This is a genomic window from Amycolatopsis rhabdoformis, from assembly GCF_035918295.1.
GTDB classification, from domain to species: domain Bacteria; phylum Actinomycetota; class Actinomycetes; order Mycobacteriales; family Pseudonocardiaceae; genus Amycolatopsis; species Amycolatopsis rhabdoformis.
The window spans coordinates 4,169,872-4,195,389 of record NZ_CP142149.1; the positions used below are offsets into that span (position 1 = coordinate 4,169,872).

The 25,518-nt window shown below is 72.1% G+C and carries 24 protein-coding genes; 15 read left to right on the forward strand and 9 right to left on the reverse strand.

Features of this window, described 5'->3' with window-relative positions; all coding sequences use genetic code 11:
* Positions 1 to 41: 41 nt before the first annotated feature.
* Genes VSH64_RS18955 through VSH64_RS18970 form a run of 4 tightly spaced genes read right to left on the reverse strand, consistent with a single transcriptional unit; the run spans position 42 to position 6,489 of the window.
* Positions 42 to 1,754, reverse strand: coding sequence for a hydantoinase B/oxoprolinase family protein (locus VSH64_RS18955; RefSeq protein ID WP_326836949.1), 1,713 nt, complete (start codon positions 1,752 to 1,754; stop codon positions 42 to 44).
* Positions 1,751 to 3,901, reverse strand: a complete 2,151-nt coding sequence (locus tag VSH64_RS18960; protein ID WP_326836950.1) for a hydantoinase/oxoprolinase family protein — start codon at positions 3,899 to 3,901, stop codon at positions 1,751 to 1,753. The genes VSH64_RS18955 and VSH64_RS18960 overlap by 4 nt, the downstream gene beginning before the upstream one ends.
* Before the next feature lie 3 nt (positions 3,902 to 3,904).
* Positions 3,905 to 5,224 (reverse strand): MFS transporter, encoded by a 1,320-nt coding sequence (locus VSH64_RS18965; RefSeq protein WP_326836951.1) that lies wholly within the window; start codon positions 5,222 to 5,224, stop codon positions 3,905 to 3,907.
* Positions 5,221 to 6,489, reverse strand: a complete 1,269-nt coding sequence (locus VSH64_RS18970) for a lyase family protein (protein ID WP_326836952.1) — start codon at positions 6,487 to 6,489, stop codon at positions 5,221 to 5,223. The genes VSH64_RS18965 and VSH64_RS18970 overlap by 4 nt, the downstream gene beginning before the upstream one ends.
* A gap of 126 nt (positions 6,490 to 6,615) precedes the next feature.
* Between VSH64_RS18970 and VSH64_RS18975 the strand changes: the two genes are divergently transcribed.
* Together VSH64_RS18975 and VSH64_RS18980 are read left to right on the forward strand one after the other, a co-directional pair.
* A complete protein-coding gene (locus VSH64_RS18975; RefSeq protein ID WP_326836953.1) occupies positions 6,616 to 7,389 on the forward strand; it encodes an IclR family transcriptional regulator in 774 nt (257 codons plus the stop codon).
* 82 nt (positions 7,390 to 7,471) lie between these two features.
* The gene (locus VSH64_RS18980; protein ID WP_326836954.1) at positions 7,472 to 8,512 is read left to right on the forward strand and encodes a dipeptidase; all 1,041 of its coding nucleotides are present in this window, start codon (positions 7,472 to 7,474) and stop codon (positions 8,510 to 8,512) included.
* A 134-nt stretch (positions 8,513 to 8,646) separates the two neighbouring features.
* Here the strand turns inward: VSH64_RS18980 and VSH64_RS18985 are convergent, their stop codons facing one another.
* Both VSH64_RS18985 and VSH64_RS18990 read right to left on the reverse strand, forming a co-directional pair.
* The gene (locus VSH64_RS18985) at positions 8,647 to 9,228 is read right to left on the reverse strand and encodes a DUF402 domain-containing protein (RefSeq protein WP_326836955.1); all 582 of its coding nucleotides are present in this window, start codon (positions 9,226 to 9,228) and stop codon (positions 8,647 to 8,649) included.
* Between the two features lie 164 nt (positions 9,229 to 9,392).
* Complete coding sequence (locus VSH64_RS18990; protein ID WP_326836956.1) at positions 9,393 to 9,809, reverse strand: RidA family protein; 417 nt, start codon at positions 9,807 to 9,809, stop codon at positions 9,393 to 9,395.
* 256 nt (positions 9,810 to 10,065) lie between these two features.
* Between VSH64_RS18990 and pdxR the strand changes: the two genes are divergently transcribed.
* Positions 10,066 to 11,481, forward strand: a complete 1,416-nt coding sequence (gene pdxR / locus VSH64_RS18995) for a MocR-like pyridoxine biosynthesis transcription factor PdxR (RefSeq protein ID WP_326836957.1) — start codon at positions 10,066 to 10,068, stop codon at positions 11,479 to 11,481.
* A gap of 128 nt (positions 11,482 to 11,609) precedes the next feature.
* Entirely contained in the window at positions 11,610 to 12,530 is a 921-nt protein-coding gene (locus VSH64_RS19000) for an NADP-dependent oxidoreductase (protein WP_326836958.1), read from the forward strand.
* Positions 12,531 to 12,663: 133 nt separating this feature from the next.
* Here VSH64_RS19000 and VSH64_RS19005 read toward each other — a convergent pair whose 3' ends face one another.
* From VSH64_RS19005 to VSH64_RS19015, 3 genes are read right to left on the reverse strand one after another with little or no spacing between them, the layout of a single operon-like run.
* Positions 12,664 to 13,173: a flavin reductase family protein gene (locus VSH64_RS19005; RefSeq protein WP_326836959.1), complete on the reverse strand. Its 510-nt coding sequence runs from the start codon at positions 13,171 to 13,173 to the stop codon at positions 12,664 to 12,666.
* A gap of 45 nt (positions 13,174 to 13,218) precedes the next feature.
* Entirely contained in the window at positions 13,219 to 14,133 is a 915-nt protein-coding gene (locus VSH64_RS19010; RefSeq protein ID WP_326836960.1) for an alpha/beta hydrolase, read from the reverse strand.
* A gap of 14 nt (positions 14,134 to 14,147) precedes the next feature.
* Positions 14,148 to 14,750: an NADPH-dependent FMN reductase gene (locus VSH64_RS19015; protein ID WP_326836961.1), complete on the reverse strand. Its 603-nt coding sequence runs from the start codon at positions 14,748 to 14,750 to the stop codon at positions 14,148 to 14,150.
* Between the two features lie 458 nt (positions 14,751 to 15,208).
* Between VSH64_RS19015 and VSH64_RS19020 the strand changes: the two genes are divergently transcribed.
* The 11 genes from VSH64_RS19020 to VSH64_RS19070 all read left to right on the forward strand — a co-directional run bounded on the left by VSH64_RS19020 (position 15,209) and on the right by VSH64_RS19070 (position 25,515).
* Entirely contained in the window at positions 15,209 to 16,606 is a 1,398-nt protein-coding gene (locus tag VSH64_RS19020; RefSeq protein WP_326836962.1) for an amidohydrolase family protein, read from the forward strand.
* A gap of 173 nt (positions 16,607 to 16,779) precedes the next feature.
* The gene (locus tag VSH64_RS19025; protein WP_326836963.1) at positions 16,780 to 17,751 is read left to right on the forward strand and encodes a DODA-type extradiol aromatic ring-opening family dioxygenase; all 972 of its coding nucleotides are present in this window, start codon (positions 16,780 to 16,782) and stop codon (positions 17,749 to 17,751) included.
* Entirely contained in the window at positions 17,744 to 18,583 is an 840-nt protein-coding gene (locus VSH64_RS19030; protein WP_326836964.1) for a DODA-type extradiol aromatic ring-opening family dioxygenase, read from the forward strand. The genes VSH64_RS19025 and VSH64_RS19030 overlap by 8 nt, the downstream gene beginning before the upstream one ends.
* 20 nt (positions 18,584 to 18,603) lie before the next feature.
* Positions 18,604 to 18,900, forward strand: coding sequence for a BMC domain-containing protein (locus VSH64_RS19035; RefSeq protein WP_326836965.1), 297 nt, complete (start codon positions 18,604 to 18,606; stop codon positions 18,898 to 18,900).
* A 33-nt stretch (positions 18,901 to 18,933) separates the two neighbouring features.
* A complete protein-coding gene (locus tag VSH64_RS19040; RefSeq protein ID WP_326836966.1) occupies positions 18,934 to 19,278 on the forward strand; it encodes a BMC domain-containing protein in 345 nt (114 codons plus the stop codon).
* Complete coding sequence (locus VSH64_RS19045; protein ID WP_326836967.1) at positions 19,275 to 19,553, forward strand: EutN/CcmL family microcompartment protein; 279 nt, start codon at positions 19,275 to 19,277, stop codon at positions 19,551 to 19,553. The genes VSH64_RS19040 and VSH64_RS19045 overlap by 4 nt, the downstream gene beginning before the upstream one ends.
* Positions 19,550 to 20,620: a PEP/pyruvate-binding domain-containing protein gene (locus tag VSH64_RS19050; RefSeq protein ID WP_326836968.1), complete on the forward strand. Its 1,071-nt coding sequence runs from the start codon at positions 19,550 to 19,552 to the stop codon at positions 20,618 to 20,620. Before VSH64_RS19045 ends, VSH64_RS19050 begins: the two co-directional genes overlap by 4 nt.
* A 150-nt stretch (positions 20,621 to 20,770) precedes the next feature.
* A complete protein-coding gene (locus tag VSH64_RS19055) occupies positions 20,771 to 22,594 on the forward strand; it encodes a PEP-utilizing enzyme (RefSeq protein WP_326836969.1) in 1,824 nt (607 codons plus the stop codon).
* Between the two features lie 2 nt (positions 22,595 to 22,596).
* Entirely contained in the window at positions 22,597 to 23,334 is a 738-nt protein-coding gene (locus VSH64_RS19060) for an HAD-IA family hydrolase (RefSeq protein WP_326836970.1), read from the forward strand.
* The gene (locus tag VSH64_RS19065; protein ID WP_326836971.1) at positions 23,331 to 24,032 is read left to right on the forward strand and encodes a histidine phosphatase family protein; all 702 of its coding nucleotides are present in this window, start codon (positions 23,331 to 23,333) and stop codon (positions 24,030 to 24,032) included. Before VSH64_RS19060 ends, VSH64_RS19065 begins: the two co-directional genes overlap by 4 nt.
* 22 nt (positions 24,033 to 24,054) lie before the next feature.
* Complete coding sequence (locus VSH64_RS19070) at positions 24,055 to 25,515, forward strand: 2-hydroxymuconic semialdehyde dehydrogenase (RefSeq protein ID WP_326836972.1); 1,461 nt, start codon at positions 24,055 to 24,057, stop codon at positions 25,513 to 25,515.
* Positions 25,516 to 25,518: the final 3 nt, after the last annotated feature.

Genomic DNA, 25,518 nt, shown 5'->3' on the forward strand with positions numbered 1-25,518 from the left:
CCCGCGGCGGCTCCGAACACTTCCCGCCGCGGGTCGGTCGATCAGGAGGCCGCGTGCTCCGGGGACCGCGTCGCGGTGAGCTCCTCCAGGTCCACGGTCACGCCGTACACGGCGAGGGCCTCCTCCGGGGTGAGCAGCTCGTCGCGGACGTCGCGCAGCACCAGGTGCGCCGGGCGCTCCGCCGGCGACCCGTGGCCGCCACCGCCCGCCGTGCGCAGGGTGACCGTCGGCGCCGTGCGGTCGAAGGGCAGCGCGCCCAGCCGGGCGGCCGTTTCCGACACCGGCACGACCACCCCGTCGAGCGAGACCTCCGTCGGCCGGGCCGCCGCGCCACCGGTGAGGCCGAACGGCGGGTGGCTCTGCTGGTGGCAGCCGGCGGCCAACGTCAGGCGGTGCTCGGTGTCCTCGGGCGCCAGCAGCGTCACGAGCTGGCCGTGCCCACCGCGGAACCGCCCGGCGCCGGCCGTGCCCGGGGCGAGCTCCTTGCGGGTCACCCGCGCGCCGGTCGTGGTCTCGTAGATCTCCACCGGGATGCTGGACGAGCTGGTCGGGTAGCAGATCGCGTCCACACCGTCGCCCGCCGGGTTCGCGCCGAGGCCGCCGCCGGCGAAGGCCAGCGAGCTCACCGCCACGTCGTGCGGGCCGGTGCCGATCAGCCGCAGGCTGCTCTTGAACCCGCCCGCCGCGGGGATGGACAGCACTCCGGCGAGCGCGCCCTGCACCAGCGGGATCACGTGCCAGCCCACCTTCGTGCGGTCGTTCACCGACGCCGGGTACACCGGGTTGAGCACCGAGCCCTCCGGCGCGCGCACCGTGATCGGCCGGAACAGGCCCTGGTTGCTCGGGATCTGCGGTGTCAGCAGGCAGTTGAGCGCGTACGTGGTGCGCGCGGTGGTGAACGTGAGCGTCGAGTTGATGCCGCCGTGCGGGTGCTGCGGCGGCACGCGCACGTAGTCCACCAGCAGCTCGCTGCCGGCCACCACGAGCTCCACGCCGAGCGTCATCGAGCCGTCCAGCTCGTCGAAGGTCAGCTCGAACGGGTAGGTCCCGTCCGGCAGGGCCTCGACGGTGGCGCGCATCGCCTTCTCCGCGCGGGCCTGCACGGCGTCGGACAGCTGCTGCAGGTCGTCGAGGCCGTACTCGTCGAGCAGGTCGACGGTGTGCGCGGCCGCCACCGAGTTCGCCGTCACGATGGCGTTGATGTCGCCGATGACCAGCTCCGGCGCCCGCACACTCCCCCGCAGCGTCGCGAACACGGCTTCATTGCGCACGCCCGCGTCGTACAGCTTCAGCGGCGGGAAGTACACGCCCTCCTCGTACACGCTGCGGGCCTCCGACTGGTTGAGCAGCCCGCCGATGTCGCTCACGTGCGCGATCGAGCCGGCGAAGCCCACCACCTTGCCGTGCTTGAAGAACGGCGTGACCACGGCCACGTCCGGCAGGTGCCCGGCGCCGATCCACGGGTCGTTGGTGAAGAGCACGTCGCCCTCGCGCAGGGTTTCGGCGGGGAAGGTGCGCAGCAGCACGGCGGTGAGATGCGGCAGGGTCAGGTTGAACGTCGGGTTGCTCGTCACGGCGTGGGCGACCGACCAGGCGCGCGCGTCCATGATCTCGCAGCCGAGGTCGTTGCCGGTGGACACCACGGTGCTGAACGCGGTGCGGCGCAACACGGTCTGCATCTCGTCGGCCAGTGTCACGAGCCGGCCCCACACCACTTCCAGGGTGATCGGGTCGTCGAAGACGGATCGGTTCACAGCTGCTCCTCATCTCGGGTGCCGGCCGGGGTGCGGGTGACGACCAGGTTGCGGTACTGGTCCACGACCGCGGTGCTGCCGGGCGCGACGAGCACGGTGGACTCCCGCTCCTCCACCAGCGCGGGGCCGGCCACGGCGGCGCCCGGTTCGAGCGCGTACCGGTCGTACACCGGCGTGTCCACATAAGACGCCAGCTCGATCCAGTACGCGGGCCTCGTGTTCTTCGGCACGGGCTCACCGCGCGTCTCGACATTGCCGCGCGCCACCGTGACCTCGCTCAGGCGACCGCTCGCCACCACGCGCCAGGTCATCACCTCCACCGGGATGTCGTCGTGGGCGTGGCCGTAGAGCTCGGTGTAGGCCTTGAGGAAGCGGGTGCGGACCTCGTCGCGGCACGAGTCGTCGAGCACGCCGGCGGGCAGCGGCACGGAGATTTCGTTGATCTGCCCGGCGAAGCGCGCCGTCACCTGCCGCTCCACCGTCACGCCGGTGCGAGCAACCCCGGCCTCGGCGACCACGTCGCGGCCCTGCTCCTCCAGCTCCGCGACGAGCCGGGCGACCTCGGGCCACTCGGTGCTGTCGAGCAGCTGCGGGCGGGAGCGGGAGAACTCGAACGACACCGGCGCCACCAGGAACCCGATCGCCGACAGCACGCCGGCGGCCAGCGGGTACAGGATCTTCTCGTTGCCGAGCAGCCGCGCCACCGACGCCGCGTGGATCGGCCCGGCGCCGCCCGACGCGAGCAGCGCGTACGAGCGCGGGTCTCCGCCGCGTTCGACGATGTGCAGCTTCGCCGCCGCGGCCATGTTCTCCACCACCAGCTGGTGGATGCCCCACGCGGCCTCGGTGCGCGACACGGCGAGCGGCCGGGCCACGTGCTCGTCGATCGCGCGCTCGGCCGCCGCGCGGTCCAGTCGCATCTCGCCGCCGAGGAACGCAGCGGGGTCGAGGTAACCGAGCACCAGCGCGGCGTCGGTGACCGTGGGCGCGGTGCCGCCGAGGCCGTAACACGCCGGACCGGGCGCCGCGCCCGCCGAGCGCGGCCCGACCTTGAGCAGGCCCAGCTCGTCGATCCACGCGATGCTGCCGCCGCCCGCGCCGATCTCCAGCATCTCCACCGACGGGAACTGGATCGGCAGGCCGGAGCCCTTCTTGAACCGGTGCACCCGCGCGACTTCCAGCTGGTGCGAGATCGCCGGGCGGCCGTCCTCGATGAGGCAGATCTTCGCCGTCGTCCCGCCCATGTCGAAGGCGATCAGATCGCTCTCGCCGCACAGGCCGCCGTAGTGCGCCGCGCCGATCGCCCCGCCGGCGGGGCCGGACTCGATCAGCCGCACGGGCAGCTCGGACACGGTCTCGACGGTCGCGATCCCACCCGAGGACAGCATCAGGTAGAGCCGGCCGCGGTAGCCCGTGTCGGCGAACGCGGTGGCGAGCGTGCCCAGGTACTCGCGGGTGAGCGGGCGCACGTAGGCGTTGGCCACCGTGGTGCTGGTGCGCTCGTACTCGCGGATCTCGGGCGCGACCTCGCTCGACACCGACACGTCCGCCTCGGGCCAGAGCTTGCGCACCAGGTCGGCGGCGGCCCGCTCGTTGGCGGGGTTGCGGTAGGAGTGCAGGAACGAGATCGCGACGCTCGTCAGCTCCGGTGCGCCCGGGCCGCCGCGGCGGTCTTTCACGTCCTCCGCGCGGATCCGCTCGAGGGCGGCGGCCACGTCCTCCTCCCGCACCGGCGCCACGATCTCGCCGGTGTGCCCGGTGCGCTCGCCGATCTCCCGCCGCAGGTATCGCGGCACCAGGGGTTCGGGGAACCGCAGGGCGAGGTCGTAGATGTCGTAGCGCTGTTCCCCGCGCAGGGCCAGCGTGTCGCGGAAGCCCTCCGTGGTGAGCAGCGCGACCTTCGCGCCCTTGCGTTCGATGAGCGCGTTGGTGACCAGGGTGGTCCCGTGGATCACGTTGGTGAGCGCCTCGGCGCCCACGCCGGCGCCGGCCAGCAGCTCGCGCGAGCCGTGCAGCGACGCGCGGGCCGGGTCGTCCGGGGTGGTGAGGCACTTGAAGATCTCGAGCGCGCCGGTTTCGGTGTCCAGCAAGGCGAAATCGGTGAACGTGCCGCCGATGTCGAAGGCCAGCCGGTAGGTGCGTGGCATGGGTCAGGAGTCCTTTCGCCGGTCGCCGGTTTCGATCGAGAAGCCGCGGCTCTCGGGGATGCCCTTCACGAGGAACGGCAGCGCGATCACCGCGATCAGCACGCCGTAGAAGGCCGGCAGAAGTTTTCCGCCGACATCGAGCAGCACGGCGTCGAGCAACGGGGCCGTGCCGGCGAACACCGCGTAGGAGAACGTGTAGGCGATCGCGCCGGCCGAGTAGCGGACCTCGGGCGGGAAGATCTCGGCGTTGGTCACGTTGCCCGCGGCCTGCACCGCGGCCACCGGCACCACCAGCAGGGCCTGGGCCACGCACATCAGCGGCAGGTTGCCGCCGGCGATCAGCAGGTAGGCCGGCACGGTGAGCACCGGGATCGCCACGGCCGCGGTGATCATCACGGGCTTGCGCCCGACCCGGTCGGTGAGCGCGCCGAACGCGACGCAGGACACCGCGAACGTGACGAACGCGAACAGGCTGATCCACAGGGCCGCCGTCGCCGAGATGCCCGCCACCTTGGTCATGTAGGTGGGCATGTAGCCGAGCAGCGTGTGGAAGCCGACGCCGACGAGGGCGTAGAACACGATGAGGACGCCGATCGTGCGGCCGTGGCGGCGCAGGGTCTGCCGCAGCGTCCACGGCGCCTTCTCCCGCGTGCGCAGGTGCACCCCGGTTTCGGCCAGGCGCAGCCGCAGGTAGATGCCGCCGCACGCGATCACCCCGCCCGCGATGAACGGCCAGCGCCAGCCGCCGGACTCGTAGAAGCCGGTGTCGAGGCGGAAGAGCAGCACCACCAGCGTCGCGACGGCCGTGCCGACACTGCCGAAGCACGACACCACGTTCACGTACAGCCCGCGCCGCCCGGGTGGCGCCGATTCGGCGGCGTAGGTCGCGGCGCCGGTCAGTTCGCTCGCGGCCGCGAACCCCTGCACCAGCCGGCACAGCGTGAGCAGCAGCGGCGCGGCGAAGCCGATCACGGCATACGGCGGGATCACGCCGATGAGCGCGGTCGACAGTCCCATGAGGACCAGCGACACCGCGAGCGCGGTGCGGCGGCCGTGCCGGTCGCCGACGCGGCCCATCACCACCCCGCCGATCGGCCGGGCCACAAAGGACACTCCGTAGATCGCGAGCGTGCCCAGCAGCGCCGCCGTGGGGTTGCCCGAGGGGAAGAACTGCGCGGCGATCACGGCCGTGGAGAAACCGTAGAGCGCGAAGTCGAACCACTCGACGAAAGTGCCGAGCGACAACGCGAACGTGGTCCTGACGGTCATTCTCGCCGGTTCGGCCGCCGTGGTGCCGGAAGCCGGGTGTGCCATCGGTTTCATGAGGACTCTCCTGCCGAAGTGGCCGCGCCGACGGCGGTGCGGTACCCCGCCGTGGTCGCGAGGGTCACGTACTGGTCGAGAGCACCGGCGGCGTGGCGCGCCACGGCTTCGGTGTCCCACTGCAGCCGCTCCACGCACTTCTCCCGGAAGATCGTGGCCGCGGCGGTGAGGTCGGCGAACGCGCCCGCGAGCGCGTCGACGACCACCGGTTCCATCACGTTGAGCTCGAGCTCGCCCGCGTCCGCCGCCGCGTCGACGGTCGCCGCCGCGCCGCGGATGCGGAACCCGAGCTGGATCACCAGCTCCGGCACCACGGGGTTGACCTTGCCGGGCATGATCGACGAGCCCGCCTGCAGTTCCGGCAGCCGCACCTCGCCGAGGCCGCCGACCGGGCCCGACGACAGCAGGCGCAGGTCGCGGGCGATCTTGCCGAGCACACCCGACGCGCGCACGAGCGCGGCGGCGACGGTGGCGTACCCGTCGAGGTGGGCCAGCGCGTCGAAGTAGTCCTCGGCCGCGGTGACCGGCTTCCCCGACACTGCCGCGAGGTGGCGCACCACGAGGTCCGCGTAGCCGTCGGGGCTGCCGATGCCGGTGCCGACCGCGGTCGCGCCGAGCGGGACGGCGGCCAGCTCGGCGACGGCGTGCTGAAGCGCGGCCCGCGTGCGGCGGATCGCGTGCGCGTGGGCGCGGTGGGTCTGCGCGACGGTGAGCAGCACCGCGTCCTGCAGGCAGGTGCGGCCCAGGCGCACCAGCCCGCCTTGGTCCGTCGCCACCGTGTCGAACGCGGTCGAGAGCCGGCCCAGCGCGGCGAGCACGGGTTCGGCCAGCTCGGCCGTCGCGAGCGCCATCGCGGTGGGATAGGTGTCGTTGGTGGACTGCGAGCGGTTCACGTGGTCGTTGGGGTGCACGGCCAGCGGGGTGCCGGCCGCGGCCAGCAGCTGCTCGGCGCGGGCGGCGAGGACCTCGTTCACGTTCATGTTGGTCGACGTGCCGCCGCCGCCCTGCACGAGCGTGAGCGGGAACTGGTCGCGGTGGTGCCCGGCCGCCACCTCGGCGGCGGCGCGGGCGATGGCGTCGGCCCGGGCGGGGTCGAGCACGCCGAGCTCGGCGTTGGCGCGCGCGGCGGCGGCTTTCACCTGGGCGTACGCGGTGAGCAGCGCCGGCACGTCGGACAGCCGCCGGCCGTGGGCGGGCAGGTGGGCGAGTGCCTTGCGGGTCTGCTCCCCGTAGAGGACGGTGTCGGCGGGTGCGGTGGTGGACATGGCGGGGAGTGTGCGAACCGGTGAACGCTGAAAGCCACGCCTGTTGTCCTCACGGCACGCTGAATCGTCTCAGTGTGCTCTGGGCGCTGCTTGTGTAGCTGTGAGAGCATCGCTACCGTCGGGAGCATGGCCGAAAACTCCGACACCTCGACCGTCGGCCGCGTGGCCGCCGTGCTGCGCACCCTCGGCGAGGACGACCGCAACTCCGAGCTGTCCGGCGCGGAGATCGCCCGCCGCGTGGGCCGGGAGCGCAGCCAGATCTCCCGGATGCTCAAGGCGCTGGCCGCCCACGGGCTCGTGGAGCAGAACCCGGAGACGCGCGGCTACCGGCTCGGCTGGCAGCTGCACGTGCTCGCCGCCCGCGCCGGCGACCAGCGGCTGGTCGGCAGTGGTACGGCGGTGCTGCGCGCGGTCGTGGCCGAGACCGGGGAAAGCGCGCTGCTGTCGATCCTGCAGGGCGACCAGTCGTTCACGATCCTGCGTGAGCGCTCCCCGCACACCGTGCAGGCCGGCGGCTGGGTCGGGCGGACCTCGCCGCTGCACGTGAGCGCCTCGGGCCGCGCGCTGATCCTCGACCACGAGGACGACGACATCCGTGCCCTTCTCACACGCGAGCCGCCGGGCACGTTCGGGCCGAAGGCGCTGCGCAGCGTCGCCGAGGTGATCGAGCGCCTGCACCACGAGCGGCGCGAGGGCTGCACGGTCGCGGTCGACGAACTGGAGGCCGGGCTGCTCTCGGTCGCCGCGCCCGTGCGCGACGCCACCGGCCGGATCATCGCCGCGCTCAACGTGTCCGGGCCGACCAGCCGCACCGCCGAGCGGCTCGGCGAGCTGAGCGCCACGGCGAAGGTCGCCGCCCGCCGGCTCAGCACGATCCTCAGCCGCGGCCCCGTGCTGTGACAGCACCATGGCGTGATCGCAGCGGCGCACGACACTAGACTGGCCGGTGAATCCACTGTGGACCGTCACTGAGGAGTGTGTGATGCCGGAACCCGCCGCCCTGCACGAAAACGCCGTGGTCGCCGACGCGCACAACGACCTGCTCATGCTCTGCGCGCGGCACCCGGCCGGCCGGCAGGCCGAGTACTTCCGGCGGGTGTGGCTGCCGCAGCTGCGCGCGGGCGGGGTGGACATCCAGGTGCTGCCGGTGTTCCTCGAACCCGAGTTCCGCCCCGAAGGCGCGCTGCGCCAGACGCTGCGGATGATCGAGACCGCCTGGCGCGTCGAGGCCGGCAACCGCGATGCCGTGCGAATGTGCCGCACGGGCGAAGACGTGCGCGAAACCCTGGCCGAGGGCCGGATCGCCCTCGTGCTCGCACTGGAAGGCTGCGAGGCGGTCGGTCTCGACGTCGGCCTCTTCGAAACCCTGCACCGGCTGGGCGTGCGGATGGCGTCGTTCACGCACTTCGGCCGCACCATGCTCGCCGACGGCTCGGCCGAGGACGCCACCGGCAGCCGCCTCACCGGCGCCGGCGTGGAGGCCGTGGCCGCGTGCGAGGAACTGGGCATCCTGCTCGACCTTTCCCACCTCGGCGCGACCTCCACCGACCACCTGCTCGAGATCGCCACCCGCCCGCTCGTCGCGTCGCACTCCTCGGCCTTCGCGGTGCGCCCCCACCACCGCAACCTCACCGACGCGCGCCTGCGCGCCCTCGCCGACGCCGGCGGCGTGGTGGGCATCAACGTGCTCGCCCCGTTCGTCGACGAGCGCGACCACACCGTCTCCCGCGTCGCCGACCACCTCGACCACGCCGCGAGCCTCATCGGCGTGACCCACGTCGGCCTCGGCCCGGACTTCATCAAGGAGGTCTCCGACAGCCTCCTGCGCGCCGACCAGCACTCCTGGGACGACCGCGCGGTCCGCGAGTTCGTGCCCGGCCTCGAAGGCCCCGCCGGCCTCCCCCGCATCACCGCGGAGCTCCTGCGCCGCGGCTGGCCGGAACCCGACGTGCGGCAGGTGCTGGGGCTGAGCTTTCACGATCTGTTCGTGAAGGAGCTCGGAGTGCCCGGATCGGCTCGCTGAACGGCTGCCGGCGAGGTGGGCCGACGCGTCGAACCGGTGTCGACCCGCAGTCCTGAACCCCCGGAGGGCTCCGCACATGCCCGGCTGAGGCACGCGCGGTTCTCACAACCGACCGTGTTCAGTCGGTGATGTGCTCAGTCGGTGACCTCGACGACCGGGCCGAGCGGCGCCGGCAGCGCGGCGAGGGCGCTGAGCCGGCGGGGTGGGAAGTCGGTCCGGGTGAGGCTGGGGAAGCGCGGCGTGTGCAGGTGCCGTTCGTGGAATCGGTGCCGGCGGCGCATGCCGTCGACGGCGGTGGCGGGGTCGAGGTGGCCGTCGGCGAACTCGTCGAGGTCGAGGGGGCGCTGGTGGCGACCGTCGGTGGGCACCAGCACGTCCAGGTACAGGTCGCGCAGCACGATGCGGTCGCGTTCGAGCGTGACGTGGAGCAGGTCGACGTACCAGGTGGCGGGCGCGGGGAGGTCGCCGTCGACGCCGGGGACGGTGCGGCCGTCGGCGGTGCGGCGGCGGCGCCGGCACGGCTCGGCCAGGCCGACGCCGAGGTCCAGCACCACGAAGACCCGCTCGAGCCGCGTGCGCCCCGGCCACGGCTCGAAGCTCGGTGGCAGCCGGAACTCATCCGCCGGCGTGTCGCCGTCCCGGATCCCGGGCAGGGGCCGGCCGACCAGGGGCACCGGGTCGCCGTGGTCACCTCGCCAGACTTCCACGCGCTCCATGGATCTTTCCTACCTCACGGGGCAAGCCGCTATCCCGCAAGGACAGCGCGGAGGAGACGAGGTAGGAGCCGATTTTTGCCGTCCCCCAACCCAGTCCACTGTGGACCGGCGAAGGCCACCCACGCCCCCGCCGGCCCCGCAGACGACCGAGGGCCGCCGTTCGGTCAGGCCGGGCGGACGGCCGCGATCGCACTGACCTCCACCCGCAGGTCACCCGGCACCAGGCGCGTCACCTCGACGGTGGTCGAGGTCGGCATCCGCTCGAAGTACTCGCGCATGACCTCGACGACGACCGCGTTGTCGCGGTCGATGTCCACGAGAAACTTGTTCACGTTCACCACATCCGCGATCGTGGCGCCCGAGAGGTTCAGGACCTGCTCGAGATTCCTGAACAACCGGTGCAGCTCGGCGCGCAGATCGGTCGGGTCACCGGGGTTCTTCGGGCCGCCGAGCACGCCGGAGACGAAGATCAGGTCCGCACCGGCGGGGATCCGGATCGCCGGTACGAACGGCAGTCCGGCGACGCCGGTCAGCGCCTCCGTGTCGCCGATCACGGTGAAGGGCTTGTCGTCGGTGGCCATGAGGGTGACCTCGCGCTTTCGGTTCGGTTGGCTGGGGTGCCGCTCCTGACCACCGAGCGACGGGACCGTTCTTTGCAAACGTTAGCAGCAATTCCTTCAGCAGCGCAGCAAGAATGACACGTCTTTCTGCTCGATTCTCCGGGAAAGCACCTGCAAACGATCGTCGCACCCGACCTGGCCCGCGAATTCCACCGGCCGGCGATCACCGGATCAGGTGATCAGCTCGACCCGCGCGGCCGGTCAGTATCGTTGACGCGTGACCGACCGAGCGGCTGAGCGGGGCCCCAGGACCACCGGCCTTGACCTGCACCTGGGCCGACTCGACGGGAACGTGCGGGCCGGCCTGATGGACGCGGTCCGCGACGCGATCCGCGCCGGCCGGCTCGCGCCCGGGACCCGGCTGCCGTCGAGCCGCGCCCTGGCCGACGACCTGCAGGTGGCGCGCAACACCGTGGTCCGGGTCTACTCCGAATTGATCAGCGAGGGCTGGCTCACCGGGCTCCAGGGTTCCGGCACCGAAGTTTCCCAGCGCGCGGCCGAATTCGTCGGGGAACGAGCGCGGCGGCGGCCGGTCGACACCCGTTCCCGGCCGGGGCACGATCTGCGGCCCGGGCATCCGGACCTGTCGTCGTTCCCGCGCGACGAGTGGATTCGCGCGGTCAAGAAAACGGTCGGCACCGCGCCGTTCGAAGCGTTCGGCTACGCGGATCCCCGCGGCCGCGGCGAACTCCGCGACACCCTCGCCCGCTACCTCGCGCGCGCCCGCGGGTTGCGCGCGCACGCCGGCAACGTCGTCGCGTGCAGTGGCGCCGCCGAGGGCTTGCGGCTCGTCGTGGCCGCGCTCGCGGCGGCCGGGGTCACGCGGGTGGCGGTGGAGGAGTTCGGCCTGCCGAGCCAGCGCCGCACGTTGGCCGAAGCCGGGCTCGAAAGCGTTCCCCTCACGGTCGACGCGGACGGCATCGACCCTTCGGCCCTCGAAGGAATACCGGGGATCGGCGCCGTCCTCCTCACTCCTTCGCACCAGTTCCCCCTGGGTGTCGCGCTGCGTTACGACCGGCGCGCGGCGATCGTCGACTGGGCCCGCCGGCACGGCGCGCTGATCATCGAAGACGACTACGACGGCGAGTTCCGCTACGACCGGTCCCCCGTCGGCGCCCTGCAGGGACTCGACCGCGACCACGTGCTGTACCTGGGCACCGCGAGCAAATCACTCGCGCCGGGGCTGCGTCTCGGCTGGCTCGTGGTGCCGGACCGCCTGGTCGACGCGATCACCGCGCAGAAGGGCGAGACGGAGGAAACCGTCGGGTTCGTGAACCAGCTGGCCATGACCGAGTTCGTGGAGTCGGGTGCCTACGACCGGCACATCCGGTCGATGCGCGCGCAGTACCGCCGCCGGCGCCGGCACCTCGTGGAGACGATCGACCGTTGCGCGCCCGACGTGCGCGTGGCGGGGATGGCCGCCGGATTGCACGTCGTGCTCGAACAGCCGGGGCGCACGGGCCGCGAACTCGTGCGGCGGATCGCCGCCGAGCAGCTGACGGTCGAACCCCTGGAGTTCTTCCGGCACCCGGACACGGTGTCGGACCGCGACGGCGTGGTGATCGGGTTCGCCGCACCGTCGCCGAGCGGGTGGTCGGGAGTCCTCGACGCGCTGGTCCGCGCGCTCTCGTGACCCGAGTGGTCCCCGTTCGCACGTCCCAAGTGGACCCAGGTGGCGAGCCGAACCGGAGTTAGCCTCGCGGACAGGCCGGCGCAAGCCCGCGGCCACACCCAGTTGTCCGCCCACCTCGAGGACTCAGCATGAAAGCCATCACCGTCAAGGACCCTGCCGCCGGGGTCGAAGGGTTGACCCTGACCGACCACCCGGCCCCGCACGCCGCGGAGAACGACGTGATCGTGCGGGTGCACGCGGCCGGTTTCACCTCCGGCGAGCTGGATTGGCCGGGCACGTGGACCGATCGGGCGGGCCGTGACCGGACCCCCAGCGTGCCCGGACACGAGCTCTCGGGTGTCGTCACCGAGCTCGGCTACGGCACCACCGGGCTCACGGTCGGGCAGCGCGTGTTCGGCCTCGCCGACTGGACCCGCGACGGATCGCTCGCCGAGTTCACCGCCGTCGAAGCCCGCAACCTCGCGCCGCTGCCGTCCGACGTCGACCACGCCGTCGGCGCCGCGCTGCCGGTGTCCGGGCTCACCGCGTGGCAGGGCCTGTTCGACCACGGCCGGCTCCAGGCGGGGCAGACCGTGCTGATCCACGGCGCGGCCGGCGGCGTCGGCTCGCTCGCGGTGCAGCTGGCCAAGCGGGCGGGCGCGACCGTGATCGGCACGGGCCGCGCGCACAACCGCGAAGTCGCCCTCGACCTGGGTGCCGACGCGTTCGTGGACCTGGACAACGAGCGCCTGGAAGACGTCGGCGAAGTCGACGTGGTCCTCGACGTGTTCGGCGAGGAGATCGGTGTGCGCTCCGCCGGCCTGGTCCGCGCGGGAGGCACGCTGGTCACCATCGCCGCCCCGCCGGAGGTCGAGCCGCGGTACGGGCGGTCGGTCTTCTTCGTCGTGGAAGCGGACCGCGCCCGGCTCGCCGAGCTGGTCGCGCTCGTGCGCGAAGGCAGCCTGCGCGTGCTGATCGGGTCGCGCCACTCGCTGTCCGAGGCGCCGAAGGCCTTCGCCACCGGACGGCAGAGCGGTGGGAAGCCGATCGTCGTGGTCGACGAGTCCTAGGCCCCGCAGTCCCGGAACCAGCCGGCCGGCCGGGTCGCCGCCCAGCGCGACCCAGCCGGCCGGCCTTCGCGTCTGAAATCGTTTGCAGATCACGCCGGAAACCACCCTCGCTCCTGCGCCGCTCACCCGGTGCTCACGCGCTCTGCCCGCACAGCCGGTCGTCGAGCAGCGAGTGGGTGCCGAACGTGCGGGAGTGATAAGTGAGCGGCGCCGCGGTTGCCGGTGCGGCCGAGAGCACTTCGCCGAACAGCACGATGTGGTCGCCGCCCTCGACCTCCTGCGTCACCGAGCAGGCGAGCCAGCCGGGCACGCCGGCGATGCGCGGCAGCCCGGTGTCGTGTTCCCAGGTGATGCCCGCGAACTTCTCGCCCATTTCGAGCTTCTTCGCGAACGAGCGCGCGGTTTCCGCTTGCGCCGCACCGAGGATGTTGACGCCGAACCGGCCCGAGCGCCGCACCAGACCCAGCAGGCGTGAGGTTTTGTCCAGCGACACCAGCACCATCGGCGGGGTCATGGACAGCGACGTGAACGCGCTCACCGTAGTGCCGTGCGGCGCGCCTTCGTGAAAGGCCGTGACCACCGAAACCGGTGTGGCCACCCCGGCCATCACCTCACGGAAGTCGTTCTGCAACTGCGTGAGCATGCTACCTCCTTGTGGCATGACTGCCGGTCGTCCTCGGGGTGGACCTCAGCGGGCGAGGTCCAGGATCGCGTCGGTGAGGTCACTGTCCGGAGTGGACAGTGCCGTCAGTTCGTCGAAGTGGTCGAAGCCGGGCCGGGCCAGCACCGACACGGGCAGACCCCGGGCCAGCAGCGCGGCGGCGTAGTCGGTGGACTGGCGCACGAACTCCGCCGGCTGCTCGGTCCCGTACGAAACGACCAGCGGCGGCATCGTCTCGGGCACGGTCAGCAGCGGACTGTTGCGCAGCACCTGATCCGCGGTGAGCCGCAGGTCGGCCTGCACCGCGGTGTAGGGCAACGGCCGCAAGTCGAACAGCCCGCTGATCGCGCAGCCGCCGCGGACCACGGCCGGGTCGAGGCCGTAGTTCTCCCGCCAGCGAGTGCTCAGCACCGCCGCCACCCCGTGGCCGCCGGCGGAATGCCCGGCGACGACGATCCGCCGCGGGTCTGCGCCGTACTCCTCGATGTGCCGCACCGTCCACGCGAACGCGGCCCGCTCCTGGCGCACGATCTCGTCGATCGTCACCGCCGGGCACAGCGAATAGGTGGGGACGACCACGGTCGCGCCCCGTTTCACCGGCCCTTCGGCGACGAAGCTGAACTCCGCGGCCGTGAGCGCCCGCCAGTACCCGCCGTGCAGGAACACCACGACCGGTCCGCCGGGCGCGCCGGGGAACACGTCGAGGCGCTCGTCCACCGTCGGGCCGTACGGGAGGTCGAGCACGCACTCGAGCCGCGACCGGGTGTCCGCGCTCCGCGTGACGAACCCGGCGGCCACCGCCGGGAAATCCGGCACCGTCGCCTCGATGTCGTACTCGCGCGCCAGTTCGGCCGCGTCGGTGAACCGGCGTCCGCTCGGCGCCGAGTACAGCACTTCGCCGGTCGCCCGCACTCCCGGCGCCTCCGTGGCTCGATCCGCCATTCCGCTCGCCCCTCTCAGAACACGAACTCCCGTTCCCGCGGGTCGAGGCCGCGGGCCCGGGTGCTCTGCGTGAACTCGACGAAGTCGGACAGGAACCGCCGCAACAGCGCCCGCACCTCTTCGTCCTTCAGGCAACCCGCGTCGTCGAACTTCATCTTGCCCAGGCCCACTGCCACTTCCGGGCGGCCCATCACGATCGAGTCGAAGAAGAGCAGCGCCCCGCGCAGCGCCGACTGGCCGCGCAGCGTTCCGCCGGGACCGATGCTCGCGCCGACGAGACCGATCGGCTTGAACCGCAGGCAGTTGGCGGGCGGCGGGAACGACAGCCAGTCGAGGAGGTTCTTGAACGCGCCGGGCACGCTGTTGCAGTACTCCGGCGCCGCGATCACCAGCCCGTCGGCGGCGCGGACGCGGTCCACGATGTCCTGCACGACCGCCGGCGGGCGGCCGTCGTCGAGCAGGTCGACGTTGAGGTTCGGGACCGCGCTCCAGTCGTCGAGCAGATCGAGGGTGACGCCGGCGGGCGCGTCGTCGGCGAGCGCCCGCAGCAGACCGTGGTTGTAGGAACCGGAACGAAGGCTGCCGCAAATACCGAGAAGACGAACATCATTGTTCATGGAATTCAGCCACTCTGATCCAGGACCGCGCGGCCGGTTCGTCACCCGGCACTCGCGCGGTCGTATCGGCTTCTGGACGAAGCCCCCCTTGGCCGACCCGAAAGAAATCGACGCAGGTCGAAGTCCACGTGGTCGGAAAACGAGAATGGAAAGCGAAATCCCGGCGAGTATCCGTTCCCGCCCCCGCCGGGGCAACACCGCCGTCCGGTCTGCCGGGACACCCTCCGCAAAACGCGGTGAGGCGCGAAAAATGGCGTTCGTTGATCGGGGGGACGTTCATGTCTTTCGTGCTACAAACGATTGCAGTACTCTAAGCGCGCACTTCTGGACCCGTCAAGCAACGGTTGTGCAGCGCTTCGACCGCGCGCGGCTCGCGTGCGCTCCGGCGCACTCGAGCAGAACACCACTTCGGCCGCCGGGGTGCCGGCGGCGCACCGCAGCCAAGGAGGCACCGGCTCGTGAAGAAAACCTTGATCAAGGGCGGCTCGCTCGTGACCATGGACGAGGACCTGGGCGAGTTCCGCGGAGACGTGCTCATCGGCGACGACCGGATCCTCGAGGTCGCCGCCTCGATCGACCCGGCCGGCGTCGACGAGGTCGTGGACGCCTCGGATTCCGTGGTGCTGCCCGGGTTCGTCGACTGCCACAACCACCTGTGGCAGGCCCCGATCCGCGGGCTCGCGGCGAGCTGCTGGGGCCGCGAGTACTTCGGCGTGATCCACCCCCTCGCCGGGCGCTACCGCCCGCAGGACATGCACGACGCCACGTTCGGCGCCGCGGCCGAACTCCTGCTCAACGGTGTGACCACGGTGTTCGACTTCTGCCACGCCACCAACTCCCCCGACCACGCCCGGGCGTCCCTGTCCGCCCTGGACAGCGCCGGGATCCGAGCGGTCTTCGGGTTCTGTTTCCGGCCCCGGCCCGAGGCCGGCGAGAGCTCGTTCGACGCGCTCGACGAACGCGTCGAAGTGCTGCGCGAGCTCGCTTCGGAGCGCACGCCCGACGACCGCGTACAGCTCGGTGCGGCGCTGAACAACATCGACCACGTGACGCTCGAAGAGCACGCGAAGGAGGTGCGCGCCGCCCGCGACATCGGCCTGGTCTCCACGCTGCACTCGAACCTGCCGGGCCAGGTCACCGCGTCGCACGAGCTGGGGCTCCTCGGCCCGGACGTGCTGTGGGTGCACGCCGGCCCGGCGACCGACGCCGAGCTCACGCTGCTGCGCGAGGAAGGCGGCACCATCGTGAGCACCCCGCAGATCGAGGCGGGGAACATGGGCATCGTCCCGATGATCGGGCGCGCGGTGCAGCACGGTGTGCCGCTGGTGTTCGGGGTCGACGCGACCGCGGCCGTGAACGGTGACTTCCTCGCCCACCTGCGGATCGGGCACACACTCAGCCGGCTCACCGAGGCGCTGGCCGAGCGCGCGGCCGGCCGCTCGGGCGTGCGCACGCCCACCTTCCCCTCGGTGGACGCCACCGCTCTGCTGCGCATGGCCACCCTCGACTCGGCCCGCGCCCTCGGGCTGGCCGACCGCGTCGGCAGCCTGACACCGGGCAAACAGGCCGACGTGCTCGTGCTGCGCACCGGTCCCTTCGGTACGGGCGCCGGCTCGGTGGCCGACCACGTGGTGTTCCAGGCCTCGGCGCGCGACATCGACCTCGTGCTCGTGGCCGGCGTCCCCCGGGTGCGGGCCGGCGCGCTGACCGGCGTGGAGCTGCCAGGGCTGCGCACGCGCCTGGACGCGGTCCGCGACTGGGTGCTCGGCCGGGCGCCCGGGAGCGAGTGGCCGGAGCTCACCGCCGAAGACCGCAAGCGGTACGAAGAGGGACAGGGCAAGGCCGTCCCCGCCTGAGGAATCCCGCTGACGAACGCGGCCGCCGTCCGCAGGTCCGGTCTTCCGGTCCCCGGCCACCCCACGCCGACCTGGGGACTCGCGGGCGGCGGCCCGCCCGGCTGAAATTCGTGTCCGGATGCGCCGGACAAAAGCGAGAACCGGCCGTCCGGGTCGGCCTAACGTCATCCAGCATGTCACGGGTATTCCACTTAACGCCGCCCGGCGAGCGAGCCCGAACCGAGCAGCCGGCGCCCGCGCCGGTTCCGGAGGAGCCGCGCGCCGGCATCGTCGCCGGGTACCTCGCTCCCCACCCGCCGCACCTGATCTACGCCGACAACCCGCCGCAGAACGAACCCCGCAGCACCGGGGGCTGGGAAGTGCTGCGCTGGGCCTACGACGAGGTCCGGCGCCGGATCCGGGACCTGAAGCCCGACGTGCTCGTGGTGCACGCGCCGCACTGGATCACCATGGTGGGCCACCACGTGAACTGCGTGCCCAACCCGCGCGGGGTGTCGGTGGAACCGATCTTCCCCAACCTCTTCCGCTACCACTTCGACTTCCGCACCGACGTCGAACTGGCCGAGGCCATGGTCTCGAGCTTCGAAGAACACGGCCTCGTCACCCGCGCGATGCGCGAGCCCGGCGTGCGGGTGGACTACGCGACGATCGGCGCGCTGCACATGGCCAACCCGCGGTGGGACATCCCGGTCGTGTCGATCAGCGCCAACAACAACCCGTACTTCTACGCGGACGCCGAACTGGAGCAGATGGACGTGCTCGGCACGGCCACGCGCGTGGCGATCGAGCGCACCGGCCGCCGCGCGGTGCTGCTGGCCTCGAACTCGTTGTCGCACCTGCACTTCGACCGCGAGACCGAGCTGCCCGAGGACATGGGCCGCGAGTACGCCTACAACAACGACCAGTACCGCGCCGACATGAAACTGCTCGAGGTCGTGCGGAGCCGGCCGAGTTCCGCGCTGCGCACCGCGATCCCGGAGCACATCGAAGCGAGCGAAGCCGAGACCAAGTCCGGCAGCCTCTCCTGGCTGCTCTCGGCGCTGGACTGGCCGGACACGACCGGCGACATCCTGGGCTACGGCACGATCATCGGCACCGGCAACGCCGTGGTCGAGTGGCTGCCGGACGGGAGCCGACGTGGCTGAGCCGACCGGCGTCGTCGCCGCGGCCCTGGTGCCGGGCATGCCGCAGCTGCTCGCGAAGGATCCCGCGCCGAGCTGGGCCGACCTGCGGGCCGGGGTCGAGCAGGTCGGCGAGGAGTTCCGCGCGGCCGGCGTGGACACCGTGGTGCTGCTGTCCACGCAGTGGTTCACCGTGCTGGGGCACCAGTTCCAGCTCGACCCGAACCCGCGCGGCGAGCGTCTCGACGAGAACTGGTACGCCTACGACTACGGCCGCATCTCCTACGACCTGCGCGTGGACACCGACCTCACCGAACGCTGGACCGACCTCACCGCCGCGCGCGGCCTGCAGGCCCGCCGCACCCGCTACGACGGCTTCCCGATCGACACCGGCACCGTCACGATCTCCCGTCTGCTCGACCCCGGCCGACGTTTCCGCTACGCGCTGGTGTCCTGCAACCTCTACGCCGAGGTCGACAGCATCGCCACGCTCGGCGAGACCGCGGTCGCCGCGGCGGCCGAACGCGGCCGGCGCGTGGGCGTCGTGGTCGTGTCCGGCCTGTCCTCCGGGCTGATCCAGCGCTGGATCGAGCCGGCCGAGGACGCCGTGGCCACGCCCGAGCAGGACAAGTGGAACCGGCGCGTTCTCGATGCGCTCGTGCGCGGCGACGTCGAGGAAACCCTGGCCCTGCGCGAAGACTTCGCCCGCGAAGCCGCCGCCGACAGCCAGTTCCGCGCGCTCGCGTTCCTGCTCGGCGCCGGGGTGCTCACCGACCCGGGTGAGCTCCTGGCCTACGGCCCGATCTGGGGCACCGGCGCCGCCGTCGTGAGCTGGCGCCCCCGCACTTCCCACTGAAGCAGAAAGAGAGACAGGACATGGCCAACACCGCGGTCGGATTCGTCGAGACGGAAGGCTTCGTGCCGATCTTCGACGCGGTCGACGCGATCGTCAAAGCCACCAACGTGACCGTGGAAGGCGTCGTGCGCCTCGGCGGCGGCATCGTGGCGGTCGCGCTGTCCGGCGACCTCGCCACGGTCGAGGAAGCCACCGAAATCGCCGAAGAGACCGCGAAGGCCGTGTCGGGCGCGCAGGTGCGCTCCGTGGTCTTCGCCAACCCCTGCGACGCCGTCGCCGCGGTCGCCGGGCACACGGCGCTGCTCGAAGGCAACTGACGCACCCGCGCCCCAGATCGAGGAGACACCCCCATGACCGGAAAACCGAACTCCGCCAACGCCATCGGCGTGGTCGAGACCCGCGGCATCGTCGCGCTCAGCGCGGGGATCGAGGCGATGATCAAGACCGCCGACGTCGAGTGCATCGCCATCGACCGGGTCACCAGCGGCTACCTCGTCGCGGCGATCCAGGGCCAGCTCGCCGCGGTGCGCCAGGCGCTCGACGCCGGCGCCGCGGCCGTGAAGCGCTACGGCGAGCTGCGCGCGGCCCAGATCTACCCGCGCCCGAGCGAAGCCGCCGCCGCACTGCTGGAGACGCGGCGCGCCAGCTCGTTCCGCGAAGCGGTGCTGCAGCTGCCGGGCGGAGCGCAGTCGTGATCCTCGGCCGCGTGATCGGGCGGGTCTGGTCGGACCGGCAGCTGCTCGGCATGGCGACCCGGCGGTTCGTGCTGGTGCGCTCGGTCGGCGACGACACCGTGACCGTCGCGGTGGACCTGCTCGACGCCAGCCCCGGCACCACGGTGCTGGTGACCACCGACGAGGCCGCGGCCGCCGCCTCCGGTGAGGCGACGGTGGACGCGGCCGTGGTCGCCCTCGTCTCCGACTACGACGAACCGAGCGACCGCACCCCGGACGAAAGGACCCTGCGATGAGCCCGGCGAGCACCCTGCACCTCGGGACCGGCGACAGCGCGGTCACCACCGCCCAGGCCGGCGGCAAAGGCCGCTCGCTCGACACGTTGTGCCGCTTGGGCGTGCGGGTGCCCGAAGCGTTCGTGGTCACCACCGACGCCTACCGCGCGGCGGTGGCGGGCCGCCTCGGCACCGAGCTCGACCGGCGCATCCGCGCGCTGCACCCAGAAGCCGGCCTCGACGTGCTCACCGAGGAGTCCGCGGCCATCCGCGAGCTGCTCTACACCGAGACCGAGCAGCACCACGCCGACGCGGCGATCCGCTCGGCGTACGCGCAGCTCGCCGAGCGGATCGGGCAGGACGAGCCGCCGGTCGCCGTGCGGTCGAGCTCCGCCGCGGAGGACTCCGCGGACCGCAGCTTCGCCGGCGAGCACGACAGCTACCTGTGGGTGCTCGGCGCCGACGAGGTCGCGGCCGCCGTGCGCCAGTGCTGGGCGAGCCTGTTCACCGCGCGCGCCATCAGCTACCGCGCCCGCGACGGCGTGGAGAGCACCGACGACGCCATGGGTGTGGTCGTGCAGCGCATGGTCGACGCGACCGCGGCCGGGGTGTTCATGACCCTCAACCCGGCCAACGGCGACCGGTCGAAGGTGGTGATCGAGTCCGTGTGGGGCCTCGGCGAGCCGCTGGTGAGCGGCACGGTGACCCCCGATCGGTTCGTGGTGGACAAGATCACCCGCGAGGTGCTGACGCGCGACGTCGCGGCGAAGGCGACCCGGGCCACGCGCGATCCCGCCACCGGCCGCGGCATCGCGACCGTGCCGGTCGACGAGGCCGACCAGAACCTTCCTTCGCTGCAGAAAGAGCACATCGAGCAGCTGCTCGAGATCGCGCACCTGATCGAGAACCACGCGAAGACCCCGCAGGACGGCGAGTTCGTCATCGACGCCGAACACGTGCACGTGGTGCAGGCCCGTCCCGAGACGGTGTGGAGCACGAAGCCGCCGCGCCAGGTGTCGAAACCGAACCAGGGAGCCATGGCCCACGTGCTGGCCGCGCTCACCGGCGGGGCCCAGGCCAAACCCTGACCGCCGGCCCGCTCACCGGCCCGACCGGCGCGGGCTCCCCGGACCCACCGACGGCCGTGGCCACCCACGACCGGGCCCCGCCCTGCCGTTTTACCGAGCGCCGAGCGCCACCCGCCGAACTGAACTGTCACTTCGAGAAAAGGACCGACGATGGTCGCTTCCACGTTCCCCGGGCCCTTCGACCTGCCCGCGCCCGAAGGCGCCGAAGGCTGGGAATCGCTCTACAACTGGTACCACCTGTTCGGCGAAGACCGGCGCAAGGCCGACGAGGGCAAGTTCTGGTTTCAGGACCGCCTGCACCACCCGTACGTGCTGCACCCCTACGACGAGATCCAGTGCGAGTGCTGGTGGCAGGCGCTGGGCGCGATGAACACCCGCGTGTTCGCGGTGCCGCCGGCGTTCGGCCTGGAGCAGCGGGTGCTCAACGGCCGGCTCTACGTGTCGCCGGTCGCCGCGCCGGCCGAGGAGATCGCGGCTCGCGCGCAGGAGTTCGGCGAGCGCGCCGGGTACTACTACGAGCACTGGGACGAGATCTACGCCGAGTGGAAGGACAAGGTCGCCGAGCGGATCAAGCTCGTGCGGGACCTCAGCTTCGCGCCGCTTCCCGAGCGCGAGCCACTGTCCACTGTGACCGGACACGTCGGACACTCGGCCGGCTACCGCTGGGAACGCGACTTCAGTCTCATGATCACCACGATGTACGAGACGTACCAGTGGCACTTCGAGATGCTCAACATCGGCTACGCCGCGTACCTCACGTTCTTCCAGTTCTGCCAGAACGCCTTCCCCGGCATCGGCGACCAGTCCGTGTCGCGGATGGTCGGCGGCCTGCACGTGGAGCTCTACCGCCCCGACGACGAGCTCAAGCGCCTGGCGAAGGAAGCCGAGCGCCTCGGCGTCGGCGACGCGATCCTCGCCGCGGCGGGGCTCGACGCCGCGCAGGCCGCGCTCGCCACCACCGAGGCCGGGCGCGCGTGGGCGGCGGACTGGGAAGCCACCCGCGACCCGTGGTTCCACATCAACGCCGACCCCGGCCACCCCGGTGGCGACCACCGCTTCGGCACCTGGGACGACCACCCGGACATCCCGTTCGGCGCCGTGCGCACCTACGTCGAACGGCTGCGCGCGGGCGAGGTGATCGACCGGCCCACCGAACGCGTGCTGGCCGAGCGCGAACGCATCACCGGCGAGTACCGCTCGCTGCTCAACGCCGGCGACCACGAGGCCTTCGACGAGCTGCTGGGCCTGGCGCGCAAGGTGTTCGTGTACATCGAGGAGCACGTGCTCTACATCGAGCACTGGATGTGGGCCGCGTTCTGGGGCAAGTCGAAGGAGCTCGCCCGCTCGCTCACCACGATGGGCATCCTCGACGATCCCGAGGACCTGTTCTTCCTGCGCCGCACCGAGGTCGCCGAGCTGATCTTCGACACGTCGGCCTCGTGGGGCACCGGCGCGCCCGGTCGCGGCCACGCCTACTGGACGCCGATCATCGCCGAGCGCCGGCGCATCTTCACCGCGCTCGAGGCGTGGGAGCCGCCGCCCGCGCTCGGCGCGCCGCCGGAGGCCGTGTCCGAGCCGCTCACGGTGATGCTCTGGGGCATCACCACCGACTCCGTCGCCGGCTGGCTCGCCGACTCCGAGGAGGAGGATTCCGGGGTGCTGCACGGCGTCGCGGGCTCCCCCGGCGTGGTGGAAGGCCCGGTCCGGGTCGTGCGCACCGTCACCGAGCTGGCCGAGGTGCAGGACGGCGACGTGCTGGTGTGTCCAGCGACCTCCCCCGCGTGGGCGCCGGTGTTCTCGCGCATCGCGGCCACGGTGAGCGACGTCGGCGGCATCATGAGCCACACCGCCATCGTCTGCCGCGAGTACGGCCTGCCCGCGGTCGTCGGCACCGGGCGCGCCGTGTCGACGCTGCGCACGGGCCAGCGCGTGCGCGTGGACGGCGACACCGGTCTCGTCACGGTGCTGGACTGACCGTGGTCGTCGAGAGGTCGAACTCCTGGTCCGGCGCGGGCCGCGGACGGGCGCTGCGGCGCGCGGCCGCGGGCCGCTCCCGGGCCGACACCCCCACCCTGCGGATCACCACGATCGTGCTCGATCTCGGCGGCGTGGTCGTGCCGACGCTGTTCGAAGTGGTCGACGACCCGACGTTCCCGAAGGGACCGTTCGGCGAGGACGCCGCCTACGCCGGCGTCGAGCAGGGCCGGCAGCAGGAACGCGAGTACTGGGCCGAGCTGTCACGGCGGCGGCCCGACCTGGACATCGGCGCGTTCATGCGCACCCGCATCACCGTGCGCCAGGAGATGCGCACGCTCCTGCGCGACATCGGCGGCCGCGTGCGCGTGGCGGCGCTGACCAACGACATGGCGCACTGGTTCGGCCCCGAGTGGCCCGCGAAGTTCCCCGAGTTCGAGGGCTTCGACCTGCTGCTGGAAGCCGCCCGCTACGGCGTGCTCAAACCCGATCCGGCGGTGTTCCGGTGGGCGCTCGGGCAGCTGGGCGAGCAACCGGGCCACTGCCTGTTCGTGGACGACCTGCCCGCCAACCTCACCGGCGCGCGGGCGGTCGGGATGGAGACCGAGCACTTCGCCGTGGGCGACCCGACCGGGTCCGTGCGCCGCATCCTCGACCGCGTCGGGCTGCCCGAGTCGGGGACCGCGCACCGCGTGTACCGGCCGGTCCGGCGGAATCCGCACCCGAGGGAGACCCGATGATCCTGCACCTCGTCCGCCACGGCGAAACGACCAGCTACGAGTCCGACGCCGGCCTCACCGACCTCGGGGTGAGCCAGGCGCAGCACCGCGCGGACGAGCTGGCCGCCGCGCTGCCGGACGGCGCGTTGGTCGCGATGGGGTACGCCCCCACCGAACGGGCCAAACGCACCGCCGAGGTGATGTACGCGCGGCTCTGGACGGAGTCGGGCACCCGCCTGCGCTTCGGCGGTTGTGTGCAGGCGCCCGACTTCCGCAACCTCCAGATCCGCGTGGACGGCCGGGAGTTCGAGCCGACGCAGGTGCGCGGCAAGGTGGCGCAGGCCGGCGACGCCGAGTGGGCGCTGGAGGCACAGCGGTTCTGGGAGGCGCACGAAGCCGGTGACGCCATGGGTTTCTGGCTCACGACTCCCCTGCGGTTCCACGAATCGCCCGCCGACGTGGTGAACCGCTTCCTGCTGGCCGCGGCGACGGCGGGCCGGCGCGAGCCGGTGGCCGACCACTACGTGGTGGCCGCGCACTCGGGCTGCCTGCGCGCGCTGGTGGCGTGGGCGGCCGAGACCGACCCCGGTGAACCCGACAACGCCGAGGACGTGGTGGTGGCGCTCGACGCCGCCGCCCGGACCGTCGAGATCTCCTACCGCGCTTCGAAGTGGCAGCGCGCGCTGCCGCACCCCGTGGTGCGGCTGCTCAACCCTTGACGCGAGGAAAGGAAACGCGGTCATGACCGAGGCGCAGGCCTTGCTCAACTTCGTCGGCGGCGAGTACGTCGCCGGCGCCCGCACGTTCGACAAGCTCAGCCCGGTCGACGGCTCGCTCGTCGCGAAGGTGCACGAAGCCGACCAGGAACTGGTGGACCGCGCGGTGCGCAGCGCGCGGCAGGCACTCGACGGCGCGTGGGGCCGGACGACCGCCACCGAACGGGTCGCCCTGCTGCGTCGCGTGGCCGACCGGATCGAGGAGCGCTTCGACGACCTGCTGGCGGCCGAGATCGCCGACACCGGCAAGCCGGTCGCGCTCGCCACGAACCTCGACGTGCGGCGCGCGTCGGCCAACTTCCGCGCGGCCGCCGACATCATCGCCGGAACCGGCCTCGACTCGTTCCTCACCGACGTCGCGACCGGGCAGGCGCTCAACTACGCGGTGCGCAAGCCACTCGGGGTGGTCGGCGTGATCGTGCCGTGGAACCTGCCGCTGCTGCTGCTCACGTGGAAGGTCGCGCCGGCGCTGGCGAGCGGCAACGCCGTGGTGGTGAAGCCGTCGGAGGAAACCCCGTCGAGCGCCACGCTGCTGGCCGAGATCCTGGCCGAGGCGGGCATGCCGTCCGGGGCGTTCAACGTCGTGCACGGCTTCGGCCCCGGCTCGGCGGGCGAGTTCCTCACCACGCACCCGGACGTGGACGGCATCACCTTCACCGGCGAGTCGGCCACCGGCGCGGTGATCATGAAGGCGGTGGCGCCGCGCGTGCGCCCGATCTCGTTCGAGCTCGGCGGCAAGAACGCCGCGGTGGTGTTCGACGACGCCGACATCGCCCGCGCGGTCGACGGGCTCGAACGGTCGGTGTTCACCAACACCGGCCAGGTCTGCCTGTGCACCGAGCGCGTGTATGTGCAGCGCGGGATCTTCGCCGAGGTGGCCGCGGGGCTCGCGGAACGCGCGAAGGCGTTGCGGTTCGGCCGGCCCGACGACCCGGCCACCACCACCGGTCCGCTGATCTCGCAGACGCACCGGGAGAAAGTCCTGTCCTACTACGCGATCGCGGAGAAGGAAGGCGCCGAGCTGCTCGCCGGCGGCGGCATCCCCGAGCTCGACGGCGACCTGGCCGGTGGCTCGTGGATCGAACCCGCGCTGTGGACCGGCGTGGACAACTCCGCGCGGATCGTGCGCGAGGAGGTGTTCGGCCCGGTCGCCACGCTCATCCCCTTCGACACCGAAGACGAAGCCATCCGGCTCGCGAACGACACGGAGTACGGCCTCGCGTCGTCGGTGTGGACCTCGAACCTCGAACGCGGGCACCGGGTCGCGGCGGCCATGCGCGTGGGCATGTCCTGGGTCAACACGTGGTACCTGCGTGATCTGCGCTCGCCGTTCGGCGGTGTCGGGCTCTCCGGCATCGGCCGCGAAGGCGGCGTGCACTCGCTGCACTTCTACAGCGAGCCCACCAACATCTGCATCCAACTGTGAAAG

What these genes read in the sequence shown, in the direction of transcription:
- VSH64_RS18960 (WP_326836950.1), bottom strand. Translation starts at nt 3,901, where the DNA reads ATGCCACGCACCTACCGGCTGGCCTTCGACATCGGCGGCACGTTCACC.
- VSH64_RS18965 (WP_326836951.1), bottom strand. Translation starts at nt 5,224, where the DNA reads ATGAAACCGATGGCACACCCGGCTTCCGGCACCACGGCGGCCGAACCG.
- VSH64_RS18970 (WP_326836952.1), bottom strand. Translation starts at nt 6,489, where the DNA reads ATGTCCACCACCGCACCCGCCGACACCGTCCTCTACGGGGAGCAGACC.
- VSH64_RS18975 (WP_326836953.1), top strand. Translation starts at nt 6,616, where the DNA reads ATGGCCGAAAACTCCGACACCTCGACCGTCGGCCGCGTGGCCGCCGTG.
- VSH64_RS18980 (WP_326836954.1), top strand. Translation starts at nt 7,472, where the DNA reads ATGCCGGAACCCGCCGCCCTGCACGAAAACGCCGTGGTCGCCGACGCG.
- VSH64_RS18985 (WP_326836955.1), bottom strand. Translation starts at nt 9,228, where the DNA reads ATGGAGCGCGTGGAAGTCTGGCGAGGTGACCACGGCGACCCGGTGCCC.
- VSH64_RS18990 (WP_326836956.1), bottom strand. Translation starts at nt 9,809, where the DNA reads ATGGCCACCGACGACAAGCCCTTCACCGTGATCGGCGACACGGAGGCG.
- VSH64_RS19000 (WP_326836958.1), top strand. Translation starts at nt 11,610, where the DNA reads ATGAAAGCCATCACCGTCAAGGACCCTGCCGCCGGGGTCGAAGGGTTG.
- VSH64_RS19005 (WP_326836959.1), bottom strand. Translation starts at nt 13,173, where the DNA reads ATGCTCACGCAGTTGCAGAACGACTTCCGTGAGGTGATGGCCGGGGTG.
- VSH64_RS19010 (WP_326836960.1), bottom strand. Translation starts at nt 14,133, where the DNA reads ATGGCGGATCGAGCCACGGAGGCGCCGGGAGTGCGGGCGACCGGCGAA.
- VSH64_RS19015 (WP_326836961.1), bottom strand. Translation starts at nt 14,750, where the DNA reads ATGAACAATGATGTTCGTCTTCTCGGTATTTGCGGCAGCCTTCGTTCC.
- VSH64_RS19025 (WP_326836963.1), top strand. Translation starts at nt 16,780, where the DNA reads ATGTCACGGGTATTCCACTTAACGCCGCCCGGCGAGCGAGCCCGAACC.
- VSH64_RS19035 (WP_326836965.1), top strand. Translation starts at nt 18,604, where the DNA reads ATGGCCAACACCGCGGTCGGATTCGTCGAGACGGAAGGCTTCGTGCCG.
- VSH64_RS19040 (WP_326836966.1), top strand. Translation starts at nt 18,934, where the DNA reads ATGACCGGAAAACCGAACTCCGCCAACGCCATCGGCGTGGTCGAGACC.
- VSH64_RS19050 (WP_326836968.1), top strand. Translation starts at nt 19,550, where the DNA reads ATGAGCCCGGCGAGCACCCTGCACCTCGGGACCGGCGACAGCGCGGTC.
- VSH64_RS19055 (WP_326836969.1), top strand. Translation starts at nt 20,771, where the DNA reads ATGGTCGCTTCCACGTTCCCCGGGCCCTTCGACCTGCCCGCGCCCGAA.
- VSH64_RS19065 (WP_326836971.1), top strand. Translation starts at nt 23,331, where the DNA reads ATGATCCTGCACCTCGTCCGCCACGGCGAAACGACCAGCTACGAGTCC.
- VSH64_RS19070 (WP_326836972.1), top strand. Translation starts at nt 24,055, where the DNA reads ATGACCGAGGCGCAGGCCTTGCTCAACTTCGTCGGCGGCGAGTACGTC.